Genomic DNA, 24,591 nt, shown 5'->3' on the forward strand with positions numbered 1-24,591 from the left:
CTGCATCAGCTGCCTTATTAAATCGTTTACCTATAAATTTACATGCTGGATCCAGAGCTGGTTTTACCGCCGGCTAATCTTTGTCCCCCTTGAATCAGGATGAGATAGGCAGCAATAGATAATACACTGGTGGAAAAGATGACAACTCCGAAAGGAATCGCGGAATTTTCGCCCGCAATTCCCACAAGCGGAGACGTAACGGCGCCTAACGCGAATTGTAAGGAGCCGAGCACGGCGGAAGCGCTGCCTGCAATATGCCCCTGCGACTCCATAGCTAGCGTAAAAGAGATTGGCCCAATGATCCCAATGGAAAAAGCGAATAAGAAAATCGAGATAAACATGGCAGACAATGCGCCATGTACCAATACGACGAACAAGACCGCTGCAGAAGATATGAACGCAATGATTAATCCGATCCTGAATAGCCGGCTTTCCGGTACCCGGCCTGCAAACAATTTGACGAATTGAGATCCCGCAATGATCGCAAGGCCATTCAACGCAAAGAGGATCGAGAACATTTGCGGCGACACGCCGTACATATTCTGATAAATAAACGGGGTACCCGCCACATAGGCGAAGACGCCTGCGAACAGTATGCCGTTAACTAGTGCATATCCCATAAACGACCGCTCTCGGAACAAGCTGTTATAATTTTTTATCAACGTGCTGAAACTGCTTGGTACACGCTGCTGTACAGGTAAGCTTTCCTTTAACCCTCCTAAGGTTATCGCGGTCAGTGCTATGCCTAGCGCCCCCAAGAACAGAAATACACTTCCCCACGAGCTGTATGACATAACCGCGCTTCCAAGCGTTGGCGAAATTAACGGTGCCACATTGCTGATCATGGTTAAGAGTGCGATAAACTTCGTCATTTCAACACCATGGAACCGATCTCGGACGATCGCTCGCGAAATCACGAGTCCTGCCGACGCTGCAACCCCTTGCATGAATCTCAAACATATGAACCACTCGATGCTTGGCGCAAAAGCGCATCCAATCGAGGACAGAATGTACAAGATCATGGAAGTCAGCAAAGGCGGACGCCTTCCATACATGTCGCTTAATGGCCCCATGATCAACTGTCCCAATCCTAATCCTAACAGGCTGGTGGTTAAACTCGCTTGAACCGCAGCTGCGCTTGTTCCAAAAAATACAGCGATTTGCGGAAGCGATGCCAGGTACATATCGACCGTAAACGGCCCCAATGCCGAAAATGTCGCCAAGATTAGGGCAAAACCGAGAGAACTTTGTTGAGCTTTATAGTTCATTTCTCTAACTCCTATGACTGATGAGATGTTTTCTTATAAAATAACGCATCTGCTTAAGACGATTGCTCAGGTAGCCGTTCGTTCGACCGGTTCCTCATTTAACTAAAGGGCACACCACTCGGCGTGCCCTTCATGATTCGGGGATGCAATGAATTCTTATTCGTTCTCCATCGTGCTGATATCAATGACAAATCGATACCGGACGTCCGAAGCCAGCACGCGTTCCCAAGCCTCATCAATCCGACTTGCGGAGATGACCTCGATCTCAGGCGTTATGTGGTGTTCAGCGCAGAAATCCAGCATTTCCTGCGTTTCTCGAATGCCGCCGATTGCCGATCCAGCAAACGACCGACGATGCGGGATTAGCGAAAATACTTGAACAGGCAATGCCTCCGGCGGTGCACCGACGTTGACCAAGGTACCGTCCACTGCCAGCAGCGAGAGATAAGCATTCAAATCAATCTTCGCGCTCACCGTATTCACGATGAGATCAAACGTGCCGGCCAACTTGTTAAATGTCTCCGGATCGTTGGTAGCATAATAATGGTCTGCGCCTAACTTCAAACCGTCTTCTTTCTTCTTCAAGGTCTGTGATAAAACCGTGACATCGGCTCCCATGGCATGAGCCAGCTTTACAGCCATGTGGCCGAGCCCGCCAAGTCCAACAACTGCGATCTTCTTGCCAGGAGCGGCACCCCAATGGCGAAGCGGCGAATAGGTTGTGATTCCGGCACATAAGAGCGGTGCAGCGGCATCAAGGGCAATGCCGTCGGGAATGCGTACGACGAAATCCTCCGTAACGACGATATGGGAGGAATAGCCTCCTTGTGTATATTGACCATATTTGTCGGTAGCTGCGTAAGTACCCGTATGTCCTTTCAGACAATATTGCTCCTCTCCTCTGCGGCAGCTCTCGCACTCTCCGCAGGAATCAACCATGCAGCCGACGCCTACTCGGTCACCAACCGTGTACTTTGTGACATTCGAGCCAACCCGGGCGACAATGCCGGCGATTTCATGTCCTGGTACGAGAGGATATTGGACCGGCCCCCAATCGCCGCGAGCGGTATGGATATCCGAGTGGCAAATCCCTGCATATTTGATTTCAATGAGCACATCATGCGGCTTAAGATCCCTGCGCTCAATTGTTGTTAGTTGGAACGGACCTTCCGGACCGAATACAGCACGTGCATTAGCTTTCATCGTGTATAACCTCCAGGTAGTATCAATTTTCTCAACTAGTCCCTTTTAGAAAATAGTTGAGTGGGCGTAAAACAGGCAATTCCTTAGCCGTCCCAATCCACAGAAAGCGACTAAACAAATTAAGTTGTTTAATCAACTCATGTCTATTATTATAGGAGCTAGAAGTTGAAGTTCAATGGTTAAATCAGCGCGATTTGTTGAGATATCAACAAGATCATCAAAAGTGTTCATTATGTTAGGAAGGTCAGGGGGTTAATCCAAGATGGCAAAAGTGGATCGTAGAATCCTAAAAACGCAAGAAGCCTTAAGAAAAGCCGTCATTGAATTGATGGCCGACAAAAACTTCGATGACATAACCATTCAAGACATCGCAGACCAGGCAAATTTGAATCGCGGCACGATTTATCTGCATTATCAGGACAAGTATGATTTATTGAATCAAATCATGGAGGCACACATTCAGGAATTAAAAGAGATGGATACTTGGGCGTGTGAAATGGAATGGGCGGATGCTCTCGTGCCGTATTTCGAATATTTTGAAAAGAATTATGTGCTTTTTTCAACCATGTTAGCGTCCAAAGGCGCCCCTTCCTCTTTCAGAACGCGGCTGCTTACGTCTTTCATGGAAGGATTCAAAGGTGAGATCGACAAAGAAAGCGGAAAAAACGCCGAATTACACGAAGATGTGATGCTGCAATATGCCGGGACTGCTTATGTCGGGGTCATTGAATGGTGGATCCGAAACGGAATGCCTTACTCGCCGCAAGTCATGGCCAAACAAGTGGGTACCTTGTTAGATAGAAGCCTTTAATCGGCGTATGTGCGGCCGGGGCAGCTGATCAAATAATCGAAACGTACGTCAAGTGGGAATGACACGAACGATAAAAAAAGCCGCATTATTAACGCGACTTTCAGAAGACAACTCTCTCATCGTTCATCGTACCCTCATCGCCGCCGTACGGATGCATATCTCTTTCAGCCACCACCGATCTACGGATACGCAGTTTACAGGTGCCTATTCGAAGCTGTTATTGTTGCTGGCCTCCCTGATAGACCGTCTCGTCCTGACGTACTTTGCTTCCCGCCGCCTTGGCTAACTCAAGCAGCTTTGCTGCGTCGTCCTGAGGTTTGTATCCGATCAATTCTTCCAGATAATCGATGTTATAATAGTTATCCGTATTGGCGGAAGTGCCGTACAAGTTCAAATACGTTAGTTTGTCATCTGCTTCAATGCAGCAAACGATCAGTTGAAGCATATCGCGTTCCGATATCCAGATATGCCCGGCGCGCTCTGAATGAGGTCGATCATCTCCAGGGAAGTTGCCGATTCGAATATTAATCGAAGAGATCTTGCCCTGATCTGAATAAAGCCGGCCCAGCAGTTCGATATAGCATTTGCTGAGTCCGTAAAAGCTATCCGGGCGGTACGGATCGTCTGGCTCTACCTTTTCGTAAACCTTGTAATAACCGGTCGCATGATTGGAGCTGGCAAATATCATACGGCGAACGCCATTCTGCACGGCAGCCTCAAACAACTTGTACGCGCCGGTCACATTTCCCTCCAGTACCTTACCGAGGAAATCCCCGTTGTCCTTAATCCAGGCAAAATGGAGCACCGTATCGACTCCTTGCGTAAGCTCTGCCAGCCGCGCCTCGTCCACGATGTCCAACTGCACGATACCCTGCCTATCGTCCGCCTCTATATCCGCACCGATGATGTCATACCGGCTGTCTTTTTGCAGTCCCTTGTAAATTACGTTCCCTATGGTGCCTGCCGCTCCGGTTATCAATAGTTTGCGTTTCATTCGTTTCAAGCCCCTTTCCCACTGATCGTCACGTTTTTGCTGTGCTGTTAGTTATTACCCGTTGGGAGAGGGATGTATACGATCATGTTTTGGGTTCCCTCTTGCGGAAAGCGAATAACGGCTAATGGATCATATCTCTTGTTACCGTTAATGTTCATAAGCTCCTGCTTTGGCAATTACAAAAAGCCGCAAAGATGCGGCTATTGTAATTGTAAGTTCTTCTTTAGCGCGATTCTGACACACGAGTAATCCTTAGAATTTCTCAGGGAATTGCTTGACAATGCCTTCTGTCAGAATATCCGCTAAATGAATCATATGGATCTCGTTTTTGTCGGTTGCAGCAATATCCGCTTTCCAATCTCCCTTGATACAGCTAACGACGATTTCCGTAATCAATTGGAGATGCGTATATAACATATCCTGGAGCTCTTTAAACTGCCAGTTCGGATTCGCTGCGCTTAAAAATTTTGATATATCGTCAGCGTTTCTGTGCCAATCCGCCTCTAATTTGTCCACTTCCGACTGTTTGCCGGCCTTGGCCGCAGCCACGATTTTCACTGCAATCAGAATATGTTCTCTCATTAGATCGGCAAGCTTATTCCCGGCGGCTTCCCCATAGTAAGGTTTGATCACGTTGCCAATGTCCTGCTGGTTTCGCAAAAGCCGGTCCAGAACGTCCTTCTGATCAGGACGATTAGATATGGCACTCACGATATAGCTTCTTGTCCATATCGTATGGTCGATCCAAACCTTCTCCATTTCGCCTTTCAATTGGACTACTTTGGGACTTATGCAATCCGGATTCTTCTTCTCGCCCACCATGGCTTGCACGGGCGCTACGGCCTGAGTCATGCTAATTACGAACGCTAGGGTTAACGCTAGCAACCATTTGCTTTTCACACGTATCTGCTCCTCTGAATGGTTTGGAATAAAAAAGGCTGTATTATTATGATGTAAGGTTCCAATTTTTATGCAGAGGATCATATTGACGGTGCCCTGGTGTTCTGCAAAGCCGCTCAATAAGTAGATTCACCCATGAGATGCTATAATGAGCAATTTATATTTCCTTGATTTTAGTCAGATCTCCGCTGCATAACGTTTCAAGATGGTCAAAAATTTTCCGAGCAGGCCAATCCCACCATTTAATGGCAAGGAGATGGTCGATGAGTTCGTCATCAAATCTTTTCTTAATAACCCTGGAAGGGTTCCCGCCTGCAATATGATAAGGGGGAACATCTTTTACAACAACCGAATTGGCCGCTATGATAGCCCCGTCGCCGATGTGTACACCGGGCATTACGGTCACGTTTTGACCAATCCAGACATCGTTGCCAATGACGGTGTCGCCTTTAAGGGGTAAGTCGGCCAGTGCCGGAGTCGATTTCTCCCAACCGTTGCCCATGATGTTAAACGGATAGGTAGTAACACTGCCCATTCTGTGGTTGGCGCCATTCATGACGAATTCAATCCCCATTGCGATTGCGCAAAACTTCCCGATAATCAGCTTGTCTCCAATAAATTCATAGTGATGCGTGACATGCTCTTCGAATTTTTCGGCACCGTTTAGATCGTCATAATAGGTATAGTCGCCGACAATAATATTGGGACGTGTCACTACGTTTTTAATATAGCAAATACTTTTAATCGCCTCATTCGGGTAGATTGCGTTAGGGTCAGGCCCATATGGCATATAGAATCCCTCCTTCGTTTATATCAATCATGAGTTGTTCAGCGTCGTGTTCCTATCCATGAGGTCCGATACCGGAAGACAAACATTTACCTTTTCAATTTCGACGTATAGATTGGTTATCCTGTTTGAATCCTACATAAAATCACTCGAGCTCGTACCTCAAAATGAAAACATCCCATTTCCACTTTGGTGAGAATGGGATGTTTATTAATTTCATTATTGGATGTTTTGCCAATTCATTTATTGCTTGACTCATGGTTTTTTTGTGCCTTGTTAACCCCGGAGGCATAATAACTGATCACGACAATACCCAAGAAAACAATGCCTGTAATCAGGGAAATCCGAGTTTCATCGTTGATCCACATACCGACCAGCACCATAAGCAAAAAGGCAATCGTCACATAGTTGGTCACCGGGGCGAAAGGCATTTTGAACGGATGATCATCCAATGCACTCCCCTTGGTTCTTCTGAAATTGATTTGACTGATCAAAATGACGAACCATGGCACCATGCCGGGAAGCACGCTGGCGCTGTACACATGCACAAACAGATTTTCCGGTGCGATATAACTTAAAAACACCCCAAGGCCCAACCCCGCGAGTACGCCGATCGTTCCCAGCAGGGGCACGCCGTTACGGGACAGTTTCGTAAATATTTTCGGTGCCTGTCCATTGACCCCTAATGTATAAAGCATGCGGCCTGCGCTAAATATCCCGCTGTTGCAGCCTGACATGGCAGCGGTGATGACAACAAAGTTGATGATTCCGGCTGCAGCAGTAATGCCGACTTTCGCAAACGTGGCAACGAACGGACTACCGAGGGCTTGCAGCTGATTCCAAGGGTAGACCGTAACAATCACAAAAATCGCGCCGATATAGAAGATCAAAATGCGCCAGATAATGCTTTGCGTCGCGCTCATTAACGTTTTTTGCGGGTTTTTGGCTTCACCTGCCGTAATCCCTATCAGCTCGACGCCTTGATAGGCCCCGATCACTAACGAGAGAGCAAAGAAAAAGCCTGACCAGCCGCCGGTAAAAAAGCCCCCATGCTGCCACAAGTTAGAAAATCCGATCGCATTTCCGCCATTGCCTAATCCGAACAAAATCAGACCAAACCCGGCAACAATCATCAAGACGATGGTTACGATTTTAATCATGGCAAACCAAAACTCGAATTCACCAAACGATTTCACGGAGAACAGGTTGGCTGCACCGAGAATCGCCATGGCGACGAGCCCTGGTATCCAAGCGGGCAAATCCGGAAACCAGTACTTCATATACGTCCCAACGGCAATGATCTCCGCCATCCCGACGATCACCCATTGGAACCAGTTGCTCCAGGCCGTCACATACCCCGCCAAGGGATGAATGTACTTATGGCCAAAGGTCGCAAACGATCCCGTGCTCGGTTCTATGTACTGCATTTCCCCCATTGCGCGCATGATGAAGAAAATAAAAATCCCTACAATAGCATACGCAAGCATCACCGATGGACCTGTCCATTTGATCGTGCTTGCCGAACCCATAAATAACCCGACACCGATGGTGCCGCCCAAAGCAATCATCTGAATGTGGCGAGCTTCGAGCCCCCTCTTTAGTTCATTGTTTTTCATTCCAAGTTTCCCCCTCTGTTACTCTCTTAGCTGTCAATTTGAACAAGAGTAAAATCTAAACACTGGTATGTAAGCCTTGATCCAATTGTAGTATCTTTTTCCTGTGAAAACAATTATATTCATTTGGTAATCCTGCAGCGGAGACGGAAAAACCCTCCATTTACCCGACAGCCCAGTTCAATCATAATGAACCGATGTCGTTGAATGGAGGGTTCTGTTGTAGGCGTTTCCAATTATTCGGATTGCTCAGGGATGTTACATTCAAACCGGACATTCTCCAGCCACTTGCCTGCAGCGAAATCCCGGCCTTTGACGATTACACGATCTGCATAAACCTCGACGAACAGCCCTTGACTCCCATCTTTATGTTCGTCTTTATCCGTCCATAGGTACGCGACAGAGGATCCGTTAAACATATAAGGCAGTCGTTCCTGTCCATCGAACATCGTATGCTGAGCCTCCAGCTCCCAGTGAGTATGGCCCGTGAACAGGATGGCATGCCGGTGTTTAGCCAGAACTTTCTTGAGCGCTTCGTCCTGAGCAACGCCGTACCATCGCTGCGACTCATAAGATCCTGCAACCGTGTCTTTGAGCGGCTGATGCAGGAAGACGAAAGCCGGTTGAACCGGATTCTTGCTCTCGGTTAGCTTAGTATCGAGCCATGTCAGCTGAGTTTCGGACAAGGAAGCAAACAGTTCCAGCCCCTCCTCGGTTCCGAGGAAGATAAAGTGGTACCCGTTAACCCAATGATCGTGATAGGGTCCCCTCATCCCCGTGGCATCCAGATAAGCTCCCAAACGTGAGGGCCAATGCCCCAGACCGACATCGTGATTGCCTGCAGCAAAATAACTGACCGGCAATCCTGCGCCATGCTCCCGCCATATTCTGCGAAACTCCGCATATTCCTCCGTACTCCCCTGGTCGGTTAAATCGCCTGCGTGCATAATGCCGTCACTGTCCGGCGCCATTCGTTTAATATCTTCTAGTGCCCTCGCCAAATTACAATTGTAGGTATGTCCGGGGTCCGCCTTCACGTGCGTATCGGTGATAACCTGAAATCGGAGCAGTACGTCCCCCTTCCGGTTTTCTCCATCTTGATTTCGCTTGTTCAAACTACTCAATCCTCCTTCTAAATGATGTCGAATATGGCCGACGCGTTATCCCCGTGGTCAACGCAACGGTAAAATGCCGTCTAACTAATCATATGCCCAGCATGCCTACGAGTAAGATTCCGATAAAGATAATGCCGGCCGATACGATCCGCCGCCCTCCTTGACCTTCCTTCAGCAGCAATACGCCCAGCAAGGTGCCGAATACGGTTCCAATTTCCCGAAGAGGCGCTATGTATATTAATGGGGACATACTCATGGCAAACAAGAACAACAAATATGAGCCTGGAGAAAGGATCGCGCCAACTGCAAGCCATTTTCCATGTTCTCTTATCTCTCTTACCCAGCGGATTTCGCCAAAACGGATAAACGGGGCCAGCCCCAGCATAAATCCGATATTGGATATTTCCAAAAGCAGCGTTGGCGAAAAATGCTGCAGATTCACTTTGTCTACCATCACGTACGCCATCGTGCAAAGCCCCACGGCTGCAGTATAGAAAAGAACCCTGTGAGGGGTATGAATTCTTTGCTTCCTCATAAAGATGCCGCTGGATAGAAAGAAGCCAAATGCAATCAATCCGAGTCCCAGCCATCCCCAGACGGATAATCGCTCGTTCAGGAGAATGACTCCGCAAAGAGGCAACAAGAAAGTGGAAATGCCTCTCATCATCGGGTAGACCTGGGATAGGTCGCCATAGGTTAAGGACTTGGACAAGAAATAGGCATATCCTCCTTGAATGAACACGGACAGGAATAACAAAAGGTAAGCCGACATGGGTGGATTCGCTGTAACGATTTCGATCATAAGGCCAGGGAGCAGCATAAGCGTGGTGGGGATATAAATCATAAATAAAAACAACTGCTTATTCCCACTCGACTTTGCCAACATATTCCATACCGCATGCGCCATGCCAGAGCCTAGAACCAATAAAACTGCAATTGAAATTATTGCACCCCCTCGAAAACACTATGTTACACAATAATATACTTATAAACACACATTTATACAACTCGAGATTGATCGTATCATGGGGAATTCTTACTGTCAATTGATATGATGAGCAAAAAAAAGAACCTCGTCGAAAGGCTCTTCTTGTTCCTTTGAAATTATTAGCAATCGATGTTGACCCCTGCCTCCCGATATTGTTCAAGGACATCATGCCCTAGCCCGGAGTCCGTCACAATCCGTTCAATCTGATCCAATCCGCAGACCGGTGTAAGCGAAACCGCGTTAAACTTACTGCTGTCTGCAAGCACGATGACCTTGTGTGCCCGGGCCAGCATTTTCTTCTTCAATTGAATCTCGCTTAACCCATAATCCGTCAAGCCTTCGGTCAGGGATATGCCGCTCACGCTCATAAAGAAAAGGTCGGCATGAAACTGAGTGACAAAGGATTCGGCAAAATCGCCGACCACGCAATGTTCCGAGTTACGGACCACCCCACCGACAAAGATGATCGTGAAATGAGGTTTCTCCATAAGTATCGATGCGATCTGAAAGGAATTGGTCAGTATCGTCAATCGATCAAAGCGCGTCATCAAGGCCTTGGCGAATTCGGTATTGGTGGTGCTTACATCCATGAACAAGGATTGCCCTTCTTCCACGTAGCGGAGGGCAATCTGGGCCAACTCCCGTTTCTCTTGAAGCCTCTTCATTTCCCGCACGGTAAAAGGCAGTTCTTTCTGATAGTCCGCTGCCGGCAAGGTTGCCCCGCCATGAACCCTTTTTAAAAAGCCCTCTTGTTCCAGATATTCCAGGTCTCTTCGAATCGTCTCGAAAGAAACTCCGAATTGCGCGATTAAATCCGTTGTCTTGACCGATTGGATTTCGTGAAGCAGTTTCATGATTTGTTGATGCCGATCATGTGCAAGCATTGAATATTCCTCCAATAAACGATTACCGCGTTTGAATTACTAGTACAGAATACCACAAAAACACACAATCTCACATTGTTCTCTGATATTAAGACGTGATAAGAAACGATTTACACTTGCTGGGGATTGGACATACTAGTTACAATCTCGAAAAAAGCCGCCATTACATGGCGACTTTTTCGTAAAATATTTAAAAAATCGTATCCGGCACATAGTAAATTTTCTGCGTGTTTTTCTTGTTCTTGGGATCCGTCACGATCGTAAAGTAAACCTTCCCGTTCTTGGTCTGAACGCCCTCGATTTCATGCTTTCCCACATTCGTAATTTTCACGAGGCTCTTGTAGGCGCCCGAGCTGGTCATCATGGCGATCTGCGGGGTTTGGCCTTCGGCGCCTCCCGAAGTGTAAATTTTGGAGCTCCCCAGCATATCTGCACCTTGAAACGATCCATTCGGTCTAATAATACGATTGCCGGATTGAGTGAAACTCGCTATGCTCGCTTTTACCGCTGCGGCACTATCCATTCGAACCTGCTTTTTGCTGTCCAGAAGCTTGTTCAGGGCCGCTGTGCTGTATATGGACCAGGTGACGGTCTTTTCCTTGGTTTGTACGCGGAAGAACGTATATTTGCTGTTGCCGCCGCCGTCAACCCTATAGGTTGTGCCTAATCGTTTGCCGGTCTTGTTGGCATAATTCATATAGACGAACCGGTCTAGCTTCGTATAATCGACCTTTGATCCCGCCTTATATTTTAGTCTTGCCACTTGGAGGGACCAGAATTGCTTGGTAGAAGAATCGGCTTTGGAACTGAAGTAGAAATAATGTTCCCCTTTGTACGTATACATATCAAGCGTTTGACAATGGCCGGTATTGGTGACGGTCATTTCGTCTACGTACTTCGCGTCTTTCCCGCTAATAAGCAGCCTGGAAAGATAGCATGTACCCTTAGACCGCTGTGTAACATAAATATACTTGTCTGCAATATATGCTTTTTGAACGGCCACATTGTGCTTAAGCCCTTTAAGATTATAGGCCAGCTTAGCCGAAGCATTCACGGTTTTGCCTGGTGATGCAGCTGCAGCCGGCAGGACCGGCATGATAAGTAAAATAATGGCGAGAACGAACGATGTAAAAATCTTTAAGTTCTTACCGCTGAGAGCAAAGCGCTCCTGAAACATTAAGATACCTCCTTTGACATGAGTCTCACTGGGGTTGATATGAAGCAGGAATTATAGCTGACGACAGCTAATCACAATCCTCCTTTCGGTTTGCGCGTAATCAGCACTTTTTACTGGAATGTGATGGTAAAATAATGTGCTGTAACTAATGATTACCCTTTTTTTAAAATAAATCAATATCATGAAGTTCCGAAACATGAAAAAAAGCCGCTGTATTTAGCGACTTTTATTGATCACTTCGCCTTGTAAGAAGCAACATTATAAAGGAAATCATGATCATGGAACCTGTCCAGGCCCATGCCATCGTCGTATTGCCCGCATCAACCGCAACGAATATGGCCGTAGGAATGGTCTGTGTTTTGCCCGGAATATTGCCGGCTATCATTAACGTTGCTCCGAATTCACCAAGTCCACGAGCAAATCCAAGAATATAGGCAGTTACCAACGAGCGATAAGTCAAAGGAAGCGTTATATACCTGAAGACCTGCCATTCGTTAGCTCCGTTTGATCGAGCTGCTTCCTCGACTTCCCGATGGACAGAAGAAAACCCTACCTTCATCGTTTGGTAGACCAGCGGAAAGGCTACGACGACCGAAGCGATCACGGCAGCCCACCAAGTAAAAATGACGGGCGCGGCAAAGAGCCATTCTATCCATTGTCCAAACCAGCTTTTTCGACCAAGTATGACTAATAGTACAAAACCAACCACGGTTGGCGGAAGAACTAACGGGAGCATAAAGGCGGTCTCAAGAATCGTTTTGCCTTTAAAAGATTTGCGTGACATCCACCAGGCAGCAGCCACTCCAAGCAGGACAACCGTTAGGCTGGACAGTACGGAAACCTGTAGTGACAGTTTAATCGGTAACCAGAATTCGTTCCAATTCATATTGGCCCCAATCAATTCAGAACGGAGAATCCGTACTTCTCAAAGACGTCCAGCGCTTCTTGAGTCTGCAAATAAGCGTAGAAATTCTCAGCCTCTTTTCGATGTTTTGTTGCCTTTACGATTCCAATCGGATATTCAACAGGCGTGTATGTTGCGGGATCCACAGCAAAAGCAACCTTCACTTTGTCAGAGGTTAATGCGTCCGTTTTATACACAAACCCGACATCTGCATTACCCGTTGCTACATATTGAAGAACTTGACGTACGTCTTTACCTTGTACGATCTTGGATTGGAGCGAATCCCAGAAGTTCGTTTTTGTAAGGGCCTCTTTAGCGTAACTTCCCGCAGGCACACTTTCAGGAATGCCAATGGCAATGTTCTTTATATCAGACTTGGACAAGTCGGCAAAGCCTGCAACCGGTACTTGTCCATCCGCAGACACGACAACCACCAACTCGTTGCTAAGAACATTTTTTTGTTGATTTGCATCTATCATTTGTTTTTCCACGAGCGCTTCCATGTTCTTGGCTGCGGCTGACAGGAACAAGTCGGCTGGTGCTCCCTGCTCAATCTGCTGCTGCAATGCGCCCGATGCGCCAAAGTTAAAATTTAATGTGATATTTGGATACTTCGTTTTATAATCTTCCTGGATTTCCTCTAGAGCTTCTGTCATGCTTGCTGCCGCAGATACGGTCAATTCAACCGTTTCCGCTGCTGCCGAAGTTTGCGTATTCTTATCCGCAGCTTGAGAAGCGGTATGATCTTTTGCTGCCGTGCCGCAACCCGCCATTACTAATATCATGGATAATACAAGAGATAAAACCACGCTAATCTTTGCTGGTTTAATCATGGGTCCCCCTCCAAAAAACTATATTTAGTTATAATCAAGCATAAACATTATACTTTCATGCGCAATTCTTTGTAAACCAAATATATCTATTTATATCTAATTTAATGATATACATATAATCCGGAGAGGGGAGAAATCAGGAGAATCGTTTGAATTCATTCAATTGTGTTATAATTAGCCTCAAATGTTAAACCATTTATACAGTTAACCGGGAGGAACATGATATGTCCAATGACATGTCTTATACAACGGAGGAAATTGCCAAGCTCTTAAAAATATCCAAACTTACCGTGTATGATCTGATCAAAAAAGGGGAGCTGCCCTCTTATCGGGTCGGCAAACAAATGCGGGTGGATGCTGCTGACCTGGAGGCCTACAAACAAAGGACGAGAACGGTTCCGGCATCCAACCAACCTGTTGAGGCGCTTTCGCCTTCACCTATCCAACCGCCTACTTTCACCAGTGGGAATCGTCCGATCGTCATTACCGGACATGACATTAGCCTAGACATTTTGGCCAAACATATGGAACTAACAATTCCCGCCATTCGGCCCTTGCGTTCATTTGTCGGCAGCCTCGACAGCTTAATTTCTATGTACAGAGGCGAGTCGGATATCGTCAGCACGCACCTCTTGGACGGAGATACAGGAGAGTACAATCTTCCGTATATTCGAAAGCTTCTCGTTGGTTCTTCCTACGTGGTCGTCAATCTTCTTTCCAGAAACGCAGGGTTATATGTCCAGCCGGGGAACCCCTTCGGCCTTAAAGGGTGGTCTGATTTAGACCGTTCCGGGCTGCGATTCGTGAATCGCGAGAAGGGATCAGGCGCCCGCGTATTGCTCGACGAACAGCTCCGCCTTCACGGAATCAATCCGGAGCAGCTTTCAGGCTATGATCATATACAGACCAATCATCTCGGTGTGGCGACGAAAGTTGCTACCGGTGAAGCCGATGTTGGCGTTGGCATTGAGAAAGCTGCCTCAATAATCGGTCAAATTGATTTTATTCCTTTGATTCAGGAGCGTTATGATCTTGTGATACTTAAAACCACGTGGAGTCAGACTTGGATTCCCGCCCTTTTGCAAATTCTGCAATCGGACACCTTCCAAAAGGAGCTGCGTTCGATTCCGGGGTTTGATGTTTCCCGTACAGGAGAAGTCCTGTTTGAGACTTGAGCACGGCAGCAATTTGCATGCATATAAATAAAAGCCGCATACGATGCGGCTTTTATCGTCTTCATTTACTTGTTGTCCTACATGATTCATAAGAGTCAGGGTTATCTAACAAATCCGTAAATTACTTCTGCACGATCTGAATAAGGTTCCCGCAGGTATCGTCAAAGACAGCTATTGTGAGTTCGCCCATTTTTGTCGGTTCCATCGTAAACTTCACGCCTTTTTCCCTTAACCGCTCGTACTCTTTGCGAATATCTTCAACGCCAAACATGGTTGCCGGGATGCCTTCGGCAAAGATCTTCTTTTGATACTCCTTTGCGGCAGGATGCTCGTTCGGTTCGAGCAAAAGCTCGGTACCGTCTTGAACATCGGGCGAAACAAGCGTTATCCACCTGAATTCTCCGACAGGAACATCCTCCTTTTTAACAAATCCGAGCTTCTCTGAATAAAACTCCAGCGCCCTGTCTTGATCCTGCACGAATATACTGGTTACAATGATTTTCATGATTTTATGGCCTCCTCCAGCATTATAAAATTAAAAATTACTCTATCCATCCTTTCAGCAAATTCTTCAGTGGTTCGTTGTTAAAGATAATGACTCGATATTTCCCCTTACGCTTGGTTATGACGAGTCCGGCATCTTCCAATGCAGCAAGATGTTTAGCTATCGCTTGCCGTGAAATGGAAAGGTTGTGCTTCATGATGAGACGTACCGTAAGTTCATACAACGTCAGCTCATTGCGTTCGGATAATTCGTCTAACATAAGCCGCCGAGTTGGATCGCCAAGTGCTTTGAATATTGCGTCTTTGTCCCACTTCATAGTCCGATTATAAGCAACCCTAGGGTTGCTTGTCAACAATAAGCAACCTTAGAGTTGCGTGAATAAACCGTAACGTATAATAAGCTTCCTAAGTCCGCTGATCACCCCAGCCGATTTGTATCCATGGAAGGCATCTGCTTCCTAGATGTTGTTCAATAATTGAAAAAGCCGCGAAAATCGCAGCTTCATGTTGGTATTTATTATAATATTTCCACATACCCCTCTGTTCCATTCACGCGAATGCGCTGCCCATCCTTGATCCTTTTGGTTGCATTCTCGACGCCGACTACGGCAGGCAATCCATATTCACGCGCAATAACGGCTCCGTGGGTCATCAGTCCGCCCACTTCGGTGATCAATCCTTTAATGGATACAAACAATGGCGTCCAGCTAGGGTCCGTAAAGGCAGTGATTAAGATGTCTCCTTCCTCCAGATCAGCGTCTTCCATGTTTAAGATGACACGTGCTCTTCCCTCTATAACGCCCGAAGAAACTGGCAGCCCTACAATGGCTTCAGCAGGAATATTTTCCCGTTTGTACTCACCAACAATGATTTCGCCATCCGATGTGATCACACGCGGAGGAGTCAGTTTTTTATATAATTTGTACTCGTATTTTCGTTTGTTGATCATTCGGTAATCCAGTTTATTTGTGCGTGCGACCTCGTGAAGTTCTTCAAAAGAGAGATAATATATATCTTCTCTGTCATGAAAAACGCCTGCTTCTACGAGTTGTTCGGCTTCTTTCAGTAAAGCCTGCTTATAGACGAAGTAGCGATTAACCATGCCGTATTTCGGATACTCCCGATAACCAATGAAATTCCGGATAAGGTCGATCATTCGTTTGGTTTCTGCGGCTTTTTGTTCACCATCCGGTAATCGGCTTAATCGTTCCAGTAGTTCTTGTTCTTTGTTCAGCGCTTCCTGTCGTCCTTGCTCAAACTTTCGATGGCTGGCATTAGGCTCAAAGTTTTTGATGTTACCCATAATCAACGGGATGAGCGTTGTGGGTTTTTCGCTCCAACGTGTTCTAGTGATATCGATTTCTCCGGCACATCGCATCCCGTATTTGTTGAGAAAATCACGGATCGCGTCTCGGGCTTCACGCCCGCCATCAAACGTAACCAGCTCATCCAAAAAGTCATCGTGTTTGACTTGCTGCAAATAATCAATGACTTCCGGATAAGGACGAATCGCATCTGCGACATCGAGCAGCGCCAGACCCATTTCCGAAGTAATATTATGGGGTACAGACTGAGAAAGCGTGTCTGCTGCGTTTTTTTCACCTAGCCACTCGTTCATTTTTTCATTGATCCATGATGAAGCATTCATGGCAGCCATAAAGACAGCCGAACTTTGCGGGTCGAACAGAATCTTCTTCAATTGCTGGATATCTTCCACAATGAAATCAAATAAATCCGTCCCAGATTTCGTCTCGATGTTATGTTTTAACTCTTCGATCGATGTTTGACTTCGTTGAATCAGATCATTAACGATTGTCGGCTCGTTTTCGAATTGTGGGGGAGCACCGGCAGGCGGCATAGCATTACTGCTTTTAACGGGACTCGCTTCTTTTTTATCATCGGGTAACGATTTTATAAAATCTCCTCGATCAATGATGGTCATAAGTGCGTCTTTCATGAGCGGATCGTGTTGTTCCATGCTATTTAATAAAAATTCTCTGCTGTTAGGCGATGCCAGATGATGTGTGACATCAACAAACAATCTTCCGCCAGCTTTGCGCATGGGTGCAGGAGTCGTTAGCAGGAAAAAAGACAATCCCAGCGGTTTCATGGGATCCGTCATCATTTGTTGATGACCAACAGAAATATAGACGCGATTTTCTTGGTCACTCGCTTCAGGAATCGGGTATAACGTCGTGATCGGCCGGCTCTGAACGATATAAAACACGTCATCGGCCAGGCACCATTCGATATCTTGCGGCCGGCCGAAAAAAGCTTCAATCTGTCTTCCGATGCGTGCCAGCCGTAAAATTTGTTGTTCGGTAAGGGTTTGGATCTTTTGCTGATCGGGGGCAATCGACTGGGTCTCCGTTCCGCCCTCCCGTCGTCCATAGATCGCCAATGTTTTGGCGGCTATCCGCTTATCGACGATGACCTCATCCTGTACTTTGTAGCAATCGGCAGATACCAAACCGGAGACCAGCGCTTCTCCAAGTCCAAAGCTGGCATCGATGGAGAGCAGCTTTCGATTGGATGTCATCGGGTCTGCCGTGAATAGTATCCCTGAAGCCTGCGGGAAAACCATCCTTTGAACGATCACGGATAAATAAACTTGACTGTGGTCAAATCCATTTTGCATCCGGTAGATCACGGCGCGATCCGTGAATAGGGATGCCCAGCATTTACTGATATGCTGCAAGACGGCCTCTGTCCCGATGATATTTAAATAGGTGTCCTGTTGACCGGCAAAGGAGGCATGAGGTAAATCTTCAGCTGTCGCACTGGAACGCACGGCATAAGCATGTTCCTCGCCATACCGAGAGAGATAATGAGTTACGGCTTTCACGACGTCGGCAGGAATCTCTGCGTCCATAATGATTTGCCTGATCTTCCTGCTGACTTCACCAATTCGTTCCCGATCCTCTGCTTTTAGCATGGCTAGCTGTCCCAGCAAATCATGATAGGTTTCGTTTTGTTCGATGGCTTTTTGATATCCCGCGGTTGTAACACAAAATCCTTCCGGTACGTGTATTCCTTCGATTTTTGCTAATTCTCCTAGATTCATTCCTTTTCCGCCAACGAGCAACAGCTGGTTTTGTTCCATGTCTTGAAAATCGAGAACCAAAGAACGCATTCAACATCTCTCCTAACCATTAATTTGAGAAAAAAACATTTGACAAGGGTATTTTTAGCGTGGTACAATTAAATTGTAAGATGACATATTTATACCCTTAAACCTGATTGTATCGCATTCAGATTGTATCATCGTGTCTATGTAATTGCAATAATAAAGAACCTGAAATCAGAGGATTCAGGTTCTTTTTTGGGTTTTCGTTATTTATTTGACTGCTCACCGCTTAGTATTCCTTTTTAATTACAAAGAACGAGCCCCGAATGGTTCCGGCTAATTTGGACTTCTGCCTTGCAAACTTAAACTTCCCTTCCAACTCCTGCGGTACCTCCATCCCCTCCGAAAGCTTAAAACCGACAGCCCGCTTCTTCGGATCATCAACCGTATACATGACATTGACCGCGAGGCCATCCTCATAAAAGACGAAAGCCCACTGGATATTTTCCACTTGAAAACGCGACGTCTCCAAAGGTTTGGCCGCAAACTCAAGATCTCGTTCTTCTTTCAATATTCGGTTCACATAATCCAAAGTCTCCTGGCTATCGCCGGCTGGTACAACCGTAAATTCATGCTTATATTTGTTCATGAAGTAACGCGCCTCATTCGCTCGTAAACCAGCCAGCGCTTCCGCTGCGGGCGAAGACTCCAAACCAACCGTAGATACATTTTTAAAATCAACGATATAAGCCATGCCGCTTTCTCCTTTGATCTTATTTATTTCCTTACGACGGGAATCCACAATTCGCCACTTACGAAGCCGTCCCGCTCTTCCATCTCCACCGTAGCATTCGGCCCGCCGACATAGGCAAAATCCTTGGCTGACGGCAATACTTGACCAAAGGCAATGCCGGTAAGTTTATTGCTCAGCTCATCCGCCGTTTTCCCTTCCCCTTTTACAACGAGGTATTCCCCTTTAGGGAATTGAATAACTCTAGTGGCTTCTGGTAACGACTCCTCCGTCATGACGCCGGCATAATACATCATCTTGTTATTGACCGCCTCGTTTACGGCAAAAATGTAATCATTCGCAGCTATGGCCTTTAAGGTATCAAGCCTTCCATCTTGCTTCACCGACTCCCAAAATTCCGTTTTTTCCTTGTTGATGCCGGCATAATCCGTGTAATCGCTTTTAAGTTCGGTTCCAATACCTAATACGATAAAGCTGTCTTTTTCCTCAAGCGTATAATTCTCCATATTCAAAACCTTCCTTTTTTAATTTTTTTCAAATGATTTGTCTTTTCACTTGATAGGTTTATAATAACCTTAAATCATGTCAAAAAATGATACTGTTTAGGAGAGTCCGATGAAAAAAGTTGAGCGGATTAATACCATCATGCGGTATATCAACAACCGCGCCCACTTTACCATTTCCGAAATAATGCGCGAATTTAACATTTCTCGCTCGACGGCGATTCGAGATATTCGAGAAATCGAAACCATGGGGATGCCGCTTGTCGCTGAAGTTGGGAGGGATGGGGGGTATTTTGTCATGAACAACTCCGTCCTGCCCACGGTCCGCTTTACCGACACTGAAATCAAAGCTTTGTTTATCGCCTTTATGGCCACTCGAAATCAACAGCTCCCTTATCTAAAGAGTCGCCATTCTTTGGCTGAAAAATTACTCGGCCTCATCTCGGAGAACCAACAAGACGATCTTGTTCTACTAAATCAAATATTGCTGTTTGAAGGAACCAATCCTCATAATCCCGACTTGCTTGATCTGTCCGACCTGCCCCATCCGATGTTAGAAAAACTCATCCAGCTCCTTCTGCTGGACAACTATTTATTGGTTTCCATCCAGGAAGAGAAGGAAATAAAATCTTATCCCATTTATCTCCTGCACCTTTATCGTGAAAAAAGCTTATGGTTAATTGAAGGCTTTGACTTAGCGGAAGAAAAGAGACGGATTATTCCTGTCGACAATCTCTCTGACATAGAACGATTCCATACAAAAAAAAGAGTTGGCAAGAAAAAGATCTTAGAGCAGCTGAGTAAGCAGGAAGAGTTCATCAACCTTGTCCTTGATCTTGGTCCAAAGGCGATAGCCCAGTTCAAAAAGTACCATCCTGTAAAGTTTTCCATTGCATATACGAATCCTTACCAAACCACAGCCGTTCTTAAGGCTTTTATCGATGTGAACAAGGTGGAAGAATTGACCGAAATCACAAATTGGCTGCTATTTCTAGGTGGGGATATCAAGGTTAGGGAGATACCCGAACAAGTCGTAGAAGGTTTGAAAGAAAGATTCAGCTTGTACTGCCCATAAACACCGCCAGCGAAACGATTAATTCAGTGATAGCCTTCCCGTGGTCCCTCATCGTAATCAGCAACAAATCCCCAAGCAGGTACTAGCTTATGGTTCATCGAGAACGAAAAGCTCCAAGCTGCGAGTAACGCACCTGTACACGCATGATCAACGTATCTTTTTTGAAATCAGGCTATTTTACGGGATCCGGGCCGAATACCGGAGCCAATTTTGATGCAGACAATTGCTCGCTCAGACCGAAATATTCGCAAAAATTCATAATCATCGGATTCCATTTCGCAGGATCGATATAATTGGGGTTACCAGTCACAAGAAGTTCTTCTTCAATATGGATTTTTTCAATTCGAACTTCGATGGCAACCAGCGAGCTTGGTTCTTCAAATGCATGGAGCTTCACAAGTTTGGCTTCCAGCTGCACAGGGCATTCTTTGACGCGCGGAGCCTGAACGATTAGGGATGGAAGTGGTGTTAAGCCAGCGACTCCGAATTTATCCGCCTCATGCCTGTAGCCCCTCTGTGCTTTAGAATCAGGGACTGGGTTGCTCCCCGTCAACAGCGTCAGCCGATCCACAGCAGGAATCAAGTCAACCGACGGAAGACTAAGTACGCACTCCCGTTCGCGGATCAAATTTTGAACCGTCTTCGATTTTCTGCTCATGCCCAGCATACACGATTGGTTGAGCCACCAGGCTGACGACATCGGAGACAGGTTGGGCGTGCCATCTTCGTTCATTGTGCTGATTAACACAACCGAAGTCCCGAAGTAAAGGATTTTGGGTTCAATTACTTTATGCATAACAGATTCACTCTCCTCGATAATAAGCTTCTAGGGTAATGTATCACAAATTTCCGGACTTTCTGGGGAATATCGAGTAAGAGCACAAGATACTGAAATTATGGATACACCGCAGATACGACTGCAAAACTTCTGACTTAAAAACCGCTTTAACAACCATTTATAAGTTATAAGAAAGTGCAAACAGAACTTGCACTCTTAATGTAATTACGATACTGGACTTTAGTCGAGGTTCGCTACCTGCCGCGGTCTGTTCCGAACCACGGAGATATTCGTTACAATATAGCGAAGACGTTTAGAGGAGCGATTGATCATGAATTACGAGCATAAAGTACAGAGGGAGATCGCCGACTGGGAACACCAGATGTTCAAACCGCCGGGCTGGCTGGAAAAAACTTCGAAAACCATCGGCAGCCGGATTAATCATTGGATTCCCCCGAAGGTGCACACCATCATAACGACCACCATACGATCGATCGTGCGTACGGCACTGTTCGGAGCAGAATATACGCCTAGCCGGCCGGTCCAGCGTTCTCTGGAACTGGAAGCTGCCGATCAAGAAGCGAAAGCGTTGTTTGCTCTGTACCAAAAAATCGCGGTTGCCGAAGGAGCGGGTACCGGAGCCGGAGGCATCATGTTCAGCATGGTAGACTTTCCGGCTTTAATCGCGATCAAAATGAAATTTTTGTTCGAGCTGGCGCATGTTTACGGTTATGACACCAAACACTTCTCCGAGCGGGTATTCATCCTCAAGGTATTTCAAATGACGTTTTCGGGGCCCGAAAACCGTGCCAGGCTGCTCGATTCCGTCAAGCGTTGGCATATTGAAAAGGAACAATGGCGCTCCGATACCGAATATGCCCGGAATATGGACTGGGAAACCTTTCAGGTCGAGTATCGAGACGCCATGGATTTCCGGAAAATGCTGCAGATGGTGCCCGGGATCGGCGCTTTTGCAGGCGCATGGGCAAATTACACCATACTTGAGGAGCTGCGCCAATTCGCCATGAACGCTTACCGCCTGCGCAGATTGCACGATTTCGAGGGATTGGGTTAGCCCTATCCTATACATCTAAGAAACATGAACGATGCATACCCAAAAAGCAGCTCATCCATAGGATAAGCTGCTTTTTGGTGTGATTCCATTGTCATTACCACGCGCATATTTCCATTTCCGAAATGGCGAACCCCATCCCGAAATTCCGCTACTACTAAATTTTGGTAAACGGAATTATAATCTTTTTGTCATCGCATGGATTGACTCTTACAGTCAGCCAACTATCAGGCCAAAATAAAGGAGGGATGCCGTTTCAGTCCCGAATGCGAAGTTGTTTTAATCCCAAGTTCAAAGGAGGAATTTTGATGATGCAGAAGGGAATGCGTTACCTGCTGGTTCTGTCGCTGCTGCTGACCTGTTGGTCCGTTTTCGGTGCGAGAGCCGAAGCTGCGGACTATACACAGGGCGTTGAATTATCCGGCAGCGCAGCCACCGTATGGTTCAAATCCGCCGTCAACACTAGCTGGGTCGATGTCCATTATCGAGTGAACGGCGGTGAACAGCAAAATGTCAGAATGTCTTACCATGCCGGAAAATCCCGATATGAGCAGGCCATCTCAGGCATTGCCGCCGGCCAAGTGATTACTTATTCGTTTACTTACAATAACGGGATCCCTGCCTACGACACGGGTGTATTCTCTTACACTGCCGGTTCCACGCCGCCTCCCTCTTCTTCCGGCTCCATATATGACATTCTTCCATCAACTATCCCCATGCCGTCAAACGGTGCCGTCTCGGTCAAGATCATGAACGGGACCCATGGCGCTTATACCGACCAGCAAATATACTGGGGCGTTCTCGGCATCAATCCCGTCAACAACCAGTGGAGCTATTTGGACCTTAACGGGAATCTGATCCCGATCTCCAGCGCCTTGAATGATGCGCCAGGCCATTTAACCAAGAACGGCATCAACTACGCCAACATTTATCATAAGGTAAGCGATGCTTCTTGGGTCACATTGCCCCAGATCACATCGGGCCGAATGTTCCTTAGTGTTGGCACTCCTCTGTACTTGAAGACCTTTAACGATGGATTCGCCGGCCCCGATCTGAACAATCCGACCGACCCGAACCGCGATATTTATTTTGATTTCGTTGAATTCACGATTGACGCCGCCGGCTACCACGGCAATACGACACGCGTCGATGGATTCGGTTTCCCCCTTCAGCATCGACTGGTCAATAAATCCGGTTCCTTCGACCAGACTGTAGGCGAGCTGGAATCCGAAACCCGAAACGGAATCTTCGCCAAATTCCAGTCGGAAGTTCCTGCCGCCTTCAAATCGTTGGCCACGATTCAAGCACCGTATCGCATTGTTGCGCCGATTCACGGTTCGTTTGCCCAGGGTGGCGCGAATGCCAACTATTTCGCCGGGTACGCTCCGTACAGCACCCAGGATATTTTCCGGTGCGACGGCGCTTTAACGGATGCGGCAACTTGTGCCGCCATTCAACGTCATGTTTACACGGCCAACGACTGGAATAACGTTTCGAATTACTATCAAGCCGCCCCGGCCAATTATTACGCAAAATTCTGGCACGACCACAGCATTAACCGCTTGGCCTACGGTTTTCCGTATGACGATGTCAACGGCCAGGCCGCTTACCTTGAAGTTGGCGACCCAAAGGGCCTGATCATCCGCATCGGTTGGTAAATCTCCCATGATACCTGACTGACTGAGATTGCAAATTGCCTACTCGCTTTATCTATCATCTTTAGTGCAAAAAAGCCGCGATTTTGGCGGCTTTTCATGCGTTTTAGGGGGCCTCATAGTTTTTTAACGGCATACCTACATATTCGCGGAAGGAGGCAATCCGCTCTCCCTCGAACTCGAAGACGATGGCAAGCTCATTACTATAAGACCGGCCATTCAACAAACCTTCTGAGCGAAATACCACCATCCCGTGGTCCGCATTCTCAATCAAGACGAGTGGAATCAGCTGCATCTGAAATACGGAACGCTCGAACCTGACCAGCTCCTCGAACCGCGCTTTGCCTTGCTGCTTGTGATCCCACCCATCTAGCGGGAGCGGAACAAAGAAATGAAAACCATCTGTAACCTTATCAAGAAAATCCGCTGTATGCCCTGTTTCTAAAGCCTGCTTAAAAGCTTCAAAACTTTCAGTTGTTCGGGTTGATACGGAGTCTACGGATTTTTGCAAGTAGGCTTCCTCCTTATGGTTAA

Annotated in this window: 24 protein-coding genes; 5 read left to right on the forward strand and 19 right to left on the reverse strand. The window is 46.7% G+C overall.

The window, feature by feature from the left end:
- Positions 1–38: 38 nt before the first annotated feature.
- Both MHH82_RS17585 and MHH82_RS17590 read right to left on the reverse strand, forming a co-directional pair.
- Complete coding sequence (locus MHH82_RS17585) at positions 39–1,268, reverse strand: multidrug effflux MFS transporter (protein ID WP_340967036.1); 1,230 nt, start codon at positions 1,266–1,268, stop codon at positions 39–41.
- A 156-nt stretch (positions 1,269–1,424) separates the two neighbouring features.
- Positions 1,425–2,471 (reverse strand): NAD(P)-dependent alcohol dehydrogenase, encoded by a 1,047-nt coding sequence (locus MHH82_RS17590; RefSeq protein WP_340967038.1) that lies wholly within the window; start codon positions 2,469–2,471, stop codon positions 1,425–1,427.
- 262 nt (positions 2,472–2,733) lie between these two features.
- Here MHH82_RS17590 and MHH82_RS17595 point away from each other — a divergent pair, with 262 nt between their 5' ends.
- Positions 2,734–3,282 carry a TetR/AcrR family transcriptional regulator gene (locus MHH82_RS17595; protein WP_009591318.1) on the forward strand — a complete coding sequence of 183 codons (549 nt, stop codon included), beginning with the start codon at positions 2,734–2,736 and terminating at the stop codon, positions 3,280–3,282.
- Between the two features lie 217 nt (positions 3,283–3,499).
- On the opposite strand, the gene MHH82_RS17600 is transcribed toward MHH82_RS17595, so the two are convergent.
- From MHH82_RS17600 to modA, 10 genes are all read right to left on the reverse strand, one after another.
- The gene (locus tag MHH82_RS17600; RefSeq protein WP_015735678.1) at positions 3,500–4,276 is read right to left on the reverse strand and encodes an NAD-dependent epimerase/dehydratase family protein; all 777 of its coding nucleotides are present in this window, start codon (positions 4,274–4,276) and stop codon (positions 3,500–3,502) included.
- Positions 4,277–4,528: 252 nt separating this feature from the next.
- On the reverse strand, positions 4,529–5,176 hold the full coding sequence (locus MHH82_RS17605) for a glycosyltransferase (RefSeq protein ID WP_340967043.1): 648 nt from the start codon (positions 5,174–5,176) through the stop codon (positions 4,529–4,531).
- 157 nt (positions 5,177–5,333) lie between these two features.
- Positions 5,334–5,966 carry a Vat family streptogramin A O-acetyltransferase gene (locus MHH82_RS17610; protein WP_251496451.1) on the reverse strand — a complete coding sequence of 211 codons (633 nt, stop codon included), beginning with the start codon at positions 5,964–5,966 and terminating at the stop codon, positions 5,334–5,336.
- Between the two features lie 236 nt (positions 5,967–6,202).
- The gene (locus MHH82_RS17615) at positions 6,203–7,579 is read right to left on the reverse strand and encodes an amino acid permease (protein ID WP_251496453.1); all 1,377 of its coding nucleotides are present in this window, start codon (positions 7,577–7,579) and stop codon (positions 6,203–6,205) included.
- A gap of 233 nt (positions 7,580–7,812) precedes the next feature.
- Positions 7,813–8,691 (reverse strand): metallophosphoesterase family protein, encoded by an 879-nt coding sequence (locus tag MHH82_RS17620; RefSeq protein WP_015735682.1) that lies wholly within the window; start codon positions 8,689–8,691, stop codon positions 7,813–7,815.
- 88 nt (positions 8,692–8,779) lie between these two features.
- Complete coding sequence (locus MHH82_RS17625) at positions 8,780–9,616, reverse strand: EamA family transporter (RefSeq protein WP_285857286.1); 837 nt, start codon at positions 9,614–9,616, stop codon at positions 8,780–8,782.
- A gap of 182 nt (positions 9,617–9,798) precedes the next feature.
- Complete coding sequence (locus MHH82_RS17630) at positions 9,799–10,563, reverse strand: DeoR/GlpR family DNA-binding transcription regulator (protein ID WP_036660720.1); 765 nt, start codon at positions 10,561–10,563, stop codon at positions 9,799–9,801.
- Positions 10,564–10,753: 190 nt separating this feature from the next.
- On the reverse strand, positions 10,754–11,740 hold the full coding sequence (locus tag MHH82_RS17635) for a phage baseplate protein (RefSeq protein ID WP_036660721.1): 987 nt from the start codon (positions 11,738–11,740) through the stop codon (positions 10,754–10,756).
- Between the two features lie 226 nt (positions 11,741–11,966).
- Positions 11,967–12,626, reverse strand: coding sequence for a molybdate ABC transporter permease subunit (modB, locus tag MHH82_RS17640; protein ID WP_036661011.1), 660 nt, complete (start codon positions 12,624–12,626; stop codon positions 11,967–11,969).
- A gap of 11 nt (positions 12,627–12,637) precedes the next feature.
- Positions 12,638–13,477 carry a molybdate ABC transporter substrate-binding protein gene (gene modA, locus MHH82_RS17645; protein WP_145038296.1) on the reverse strand — a complete coding sequence of 280 codons (840 nt, stop codon included), beginning with the start codon at positions 13,475–13,477 and terminating at the stop codon, positions 12,638–12,640.
- A 224-nt stretch (positions 13,478–13,701) separates the two neighbouring features.
- On the opposite strand from modA, the gene MHH82_RS17650 reads away from it, so the two are divergent.
- Positions 13,702–14,652: a helix-turn-helix transcriptional regulator gene (locus MHH82_RS17650; protein WP_145038294.1), complete on the forward strand. Its 951-nt coding sequence runs from the start codon at positions 13,702–13,704 to the stop codon at positions 14,650–14,652.
- 121 nt (positions 14,653–14,773) lie between these two features.
- Here MHH82_RS17650 and MHH82_RS17655 read toward each other — a convergent pair whose 3' ends face one another.
- From MHH82_RS17655 to MHH82_RS17675, 5 genes are all read right to left on the reverse strand, one after another.
- Complete coding sequence (locus MHH82_RS17655) at positions 14,774–15,157, reverse strand: VOC family protein (RefSeq protein ID WP_036660724.1); 384 nt, start codon at positions 15,155–15,157, stop codon at positions 14,774–14,776.
- A gap of 37 nt (positions 15,158–15,194) precedes the next feature.
- Positions 15,195–15,473 carry an ArsR/SmtB family transcription factor gene (locus MHH82_RS17660; protein WP_036661013.1) on the reverse strand — a complete coding sequence of 93 codons (279 nt, stop codon included), beginning with the start codon at positions 15,471–15,473 and terminating at the stop codon, positions 15,195–15,197.
- A 200-nt stretch (positions 15,474–15,673) separates the two neighbouring features.
- Positions 15,674–18,289 carry a phosphoenolpyruvate synthase gene (gene ppsA, locus MHH82_RS17665; RefSeq protein ID WP_145038292.1) on the reverse strand — a complete coding sequence of 872 codons (2,616 nt, stop codon included), beginning with the start codon at positions 18,287–18,289 and terminating at the stop codon, positions 15,674–15,676.
- Between the two features lie 223 nt (positions 18,290–18,512).
- Complete coding sequence (locus tag MHH82_RS17670; protein WP_009592531.1) at positions 18,513–18,977, reverse strand: hypothetical protein; 465 nt, start codon at positions 18,975–18,977, stop codon at positions 18,513–18,515.
- A gap of 23 nt (positions 18,978–19,000) precedes the next feature.
- The gene (locus MHH82_RS17675) at positions 19,001–19,480 is read right to left on the reverse strand and encodes a GyrI-like domain-containing protein (RefSeq protein WP_015735692.1); all 480 of its coding nucleotides are present in this window, start codon (positions 19,478–19,480) and stop codon (positions 19,001–19,003) included.
- A 109-nt stretch (positions 19,481–19,589) separates the two neighbouring features.
- On the opposite strand from MHH82_RS17675, the gene MHH82_RS17680 reads away from it, so the two are divergent.
- Positions 19,590–20,552, forward strand: coding sequence for a helix-turn-helix transcriptional regulator (locus MHH82_RS17680; protein ID WP_340967057.1), 963 nt, complete (start codon positions 19,590–19,592; stop codon positions 20,550–20,552).
- A 172-nt stretch (positions 20,553–20,724) separates the two neighbouring features.
- On the opposite strand, the gene MHH82_RS17685 is transcribed toward MHH82_RS17680, so the two are convergent.
- Entirely contained in the window at positions 20,725–21,348 is a 624-nt protein-coding gene (locus tag MHH82_RS17685; RefSeq protein WP_015735694.1) for a flavin reductase family protein, read from the reverse strand.
- A 313-nt stretch (positions 21,349–21,661) separates the two neighbouring features.
- Between MHH82_RS17685 and MHH82_RS17690 the strand changes: the two genes are divergently transcribed.
- Positions 21,662–22,405, forward strand: a complete 744-nt coding sequence (locus MHH82_RS17690; protein ID WP_340967059.1) for an EcsC family protein — start codon at positions 21,662–21,664, stop codon at positions 22,403–22,405.
- 305 nt (positions 22,406–22,710) lie between these two features.
- Entirely contained in the window at positions 22,711–24,060 is a 1,350-nt protein-coding gene (locus MHH82_RS17695; protein WP_340967061.1) for a glycoside hydrolase family 64 protein, read from the forward strand.
- 103 nt (positions 24,061–24,163) lie between these two features.
- Here MHH82_RS17695 and MHH82_RS17700 read toward each other — a convergent pair whose 3' ends face one another.
- A complete protein-coding gene (locus tag MHH82_RS17700) occupies positions 24,164–24,568 on the reverse strand; it encodes a nuclear transport factor 2 family protein (RefSeq protein WP_340967064.1) in 405 nt (134 codons plus the stop codon).
- Between the last annotated feature and the right edge of the window lie 23 nt (positions 24,569–24,591).

It is taken from the genome of Bacillus sp. FSL K6-6540 (assembly GCF_038007545.1).

Excerpts from the sequence above, each read along its gene's own strand:
- MHH82_RS17655 (WP_036660724.1), bottom strand. The coding sequence starts at position 15,157 with ATGAAAATCATTGTAACCAGTATATTCGTGCAGGATCAAGACAGGGCG.
- MHH82_RS17615 (WP_251496453.1), bottom strand. The coding sequence starts at position 7,579 with ATGAAAAACAATGAACTAAAGAGGGGGCTCGAAGCTCGCCACATTCAG.
- MHH82_RS17635 (WP_036660721.1), bottom strand. The coding sequence starts at position 11,740 with ATGTTTCAGGAGCGCTTTGCTCTCAGCGGTAAGAACTTAAAGATTTTT.
- MHH82_RS17660 (WP_036661013.1), bottom strand. The coding sequence starts at position 15,473 with ATGAAGTGGGACAAAGACGCAATATTCAAAGCACTTGGCGATCCAACT.
- MHH82_RS17695 (WP_340967061.1), top strand. The coding sequence starts at position 22,711 with ATGATGCAGAAGGGAATGCGTTACCTGCTGGTTCTGTCGCTGCTGCTG.
- MHH82_RS17680 (WP_340967057.1), top strand. The coding sequence starts at position 19,590 with ATGAAAAAAGTTGAGCGGATTAATACCATCATGCGGTATATCAACAAC.
- MHH82_RS17600 (WP_015735678.1), bottom strand. The coding sequence starts at position 4,276 with ATGAAACGCAAACTATTGATAACCGGAGCGGCAGGCACCATAGGGAAC.
- modA (WP_145038296.1), bottom strand. The coding sequence starts at position 13,477 with ATGATTAAACCAGCAAAGATTAGCGTGGTTTTATCTCTTGTATTATCC.
- MHH82_RS17675 (WP_015735692.1), bottom strand. The coding sequence starts at position 19,480 with ATGGAGAATTATACGCTTGAGGAAAAAGACAGCTTTATCGTATTAGGT.
- modB (WP_036661011.1), bottom strand. The coding sequence starts at position 12,626 with ATGAATTGGAACGAATTCTGGTTACCGATTAAACTGTCACTACAGGTT.
- MHH82_RS17610 (WP_251496451.1), bottom strand. The coding sequence starts at position 5,966 with ATGCCATATGGGCCTGACCCTAACGCAATCTACCCGAATGAGGCGATT.
- MHH82_RS17585 (WP_340967036.1), bottom strand. The coding sequence starts at position 1,268 with ATGAACTATAAAGCTCAACAAAGTTCTCTCGGTTTTGCCCTAATCTTG.
- MHH82_RS17630 (WP_036660720.1), bottom strand. The coding sequence starts at position 10,563 with ATGCTTGCACATGATCGGCATCAACAAATCATGAAACTGCTTCACGAA.
- MHH82_RS17590 (WP_340967038.1), bottom strand. The coding sequence starts at position 2,471 with ATGAAAGCTAATGCACGTGCTGTATTCGGTCCGGAAGGTCCGTTCCAA.
- ppsA (WP_145038292.1), bottom strand. The coding sequence starts at position 18,289 with ATGCGTTCTTTGGTTCTCGATTTTCAAGACATGGAACAAAACCAGCTG.
- MHH82_RS17670 (WP_009592531.1), bottom strand. The coding sequence starts at position 18,977 with ATGGCTTATATCGTTGATTTTAAAAATGTATCTACGGTTGGTTTGGAG.
- MHH82_RS17685 (WP_015735694.1), bottom strand. The coding sequence starts at position 21,348 with ATGCATAAAGTAATTGAACCCAAAATCCTTTACTTCGGGACTTCGGTT.
- MHH82_RS17690 (WP_340967059.1), top strand. The coding sequence starts at position 21,662 with ATGAATTACGAGCATAAAGTACAGAGGGAGATCGCCGACTGGGAACAC.
- MHH82_RS17650 (WP_145038294.1), top strand. The coding sequence starts at position 13,702 with ATGTCCAATGACATGTCTTATACAACGGAGGAAATTGCCAAGCTCTTA.
- MHH82_RS17595 (WP_009591318.1), top strand. The coding sequence starts at position 2,734 with ATGGCAAAAGTGGATCGTAGAATCCTAAAAACGCAAGAAGCCTTAAGA.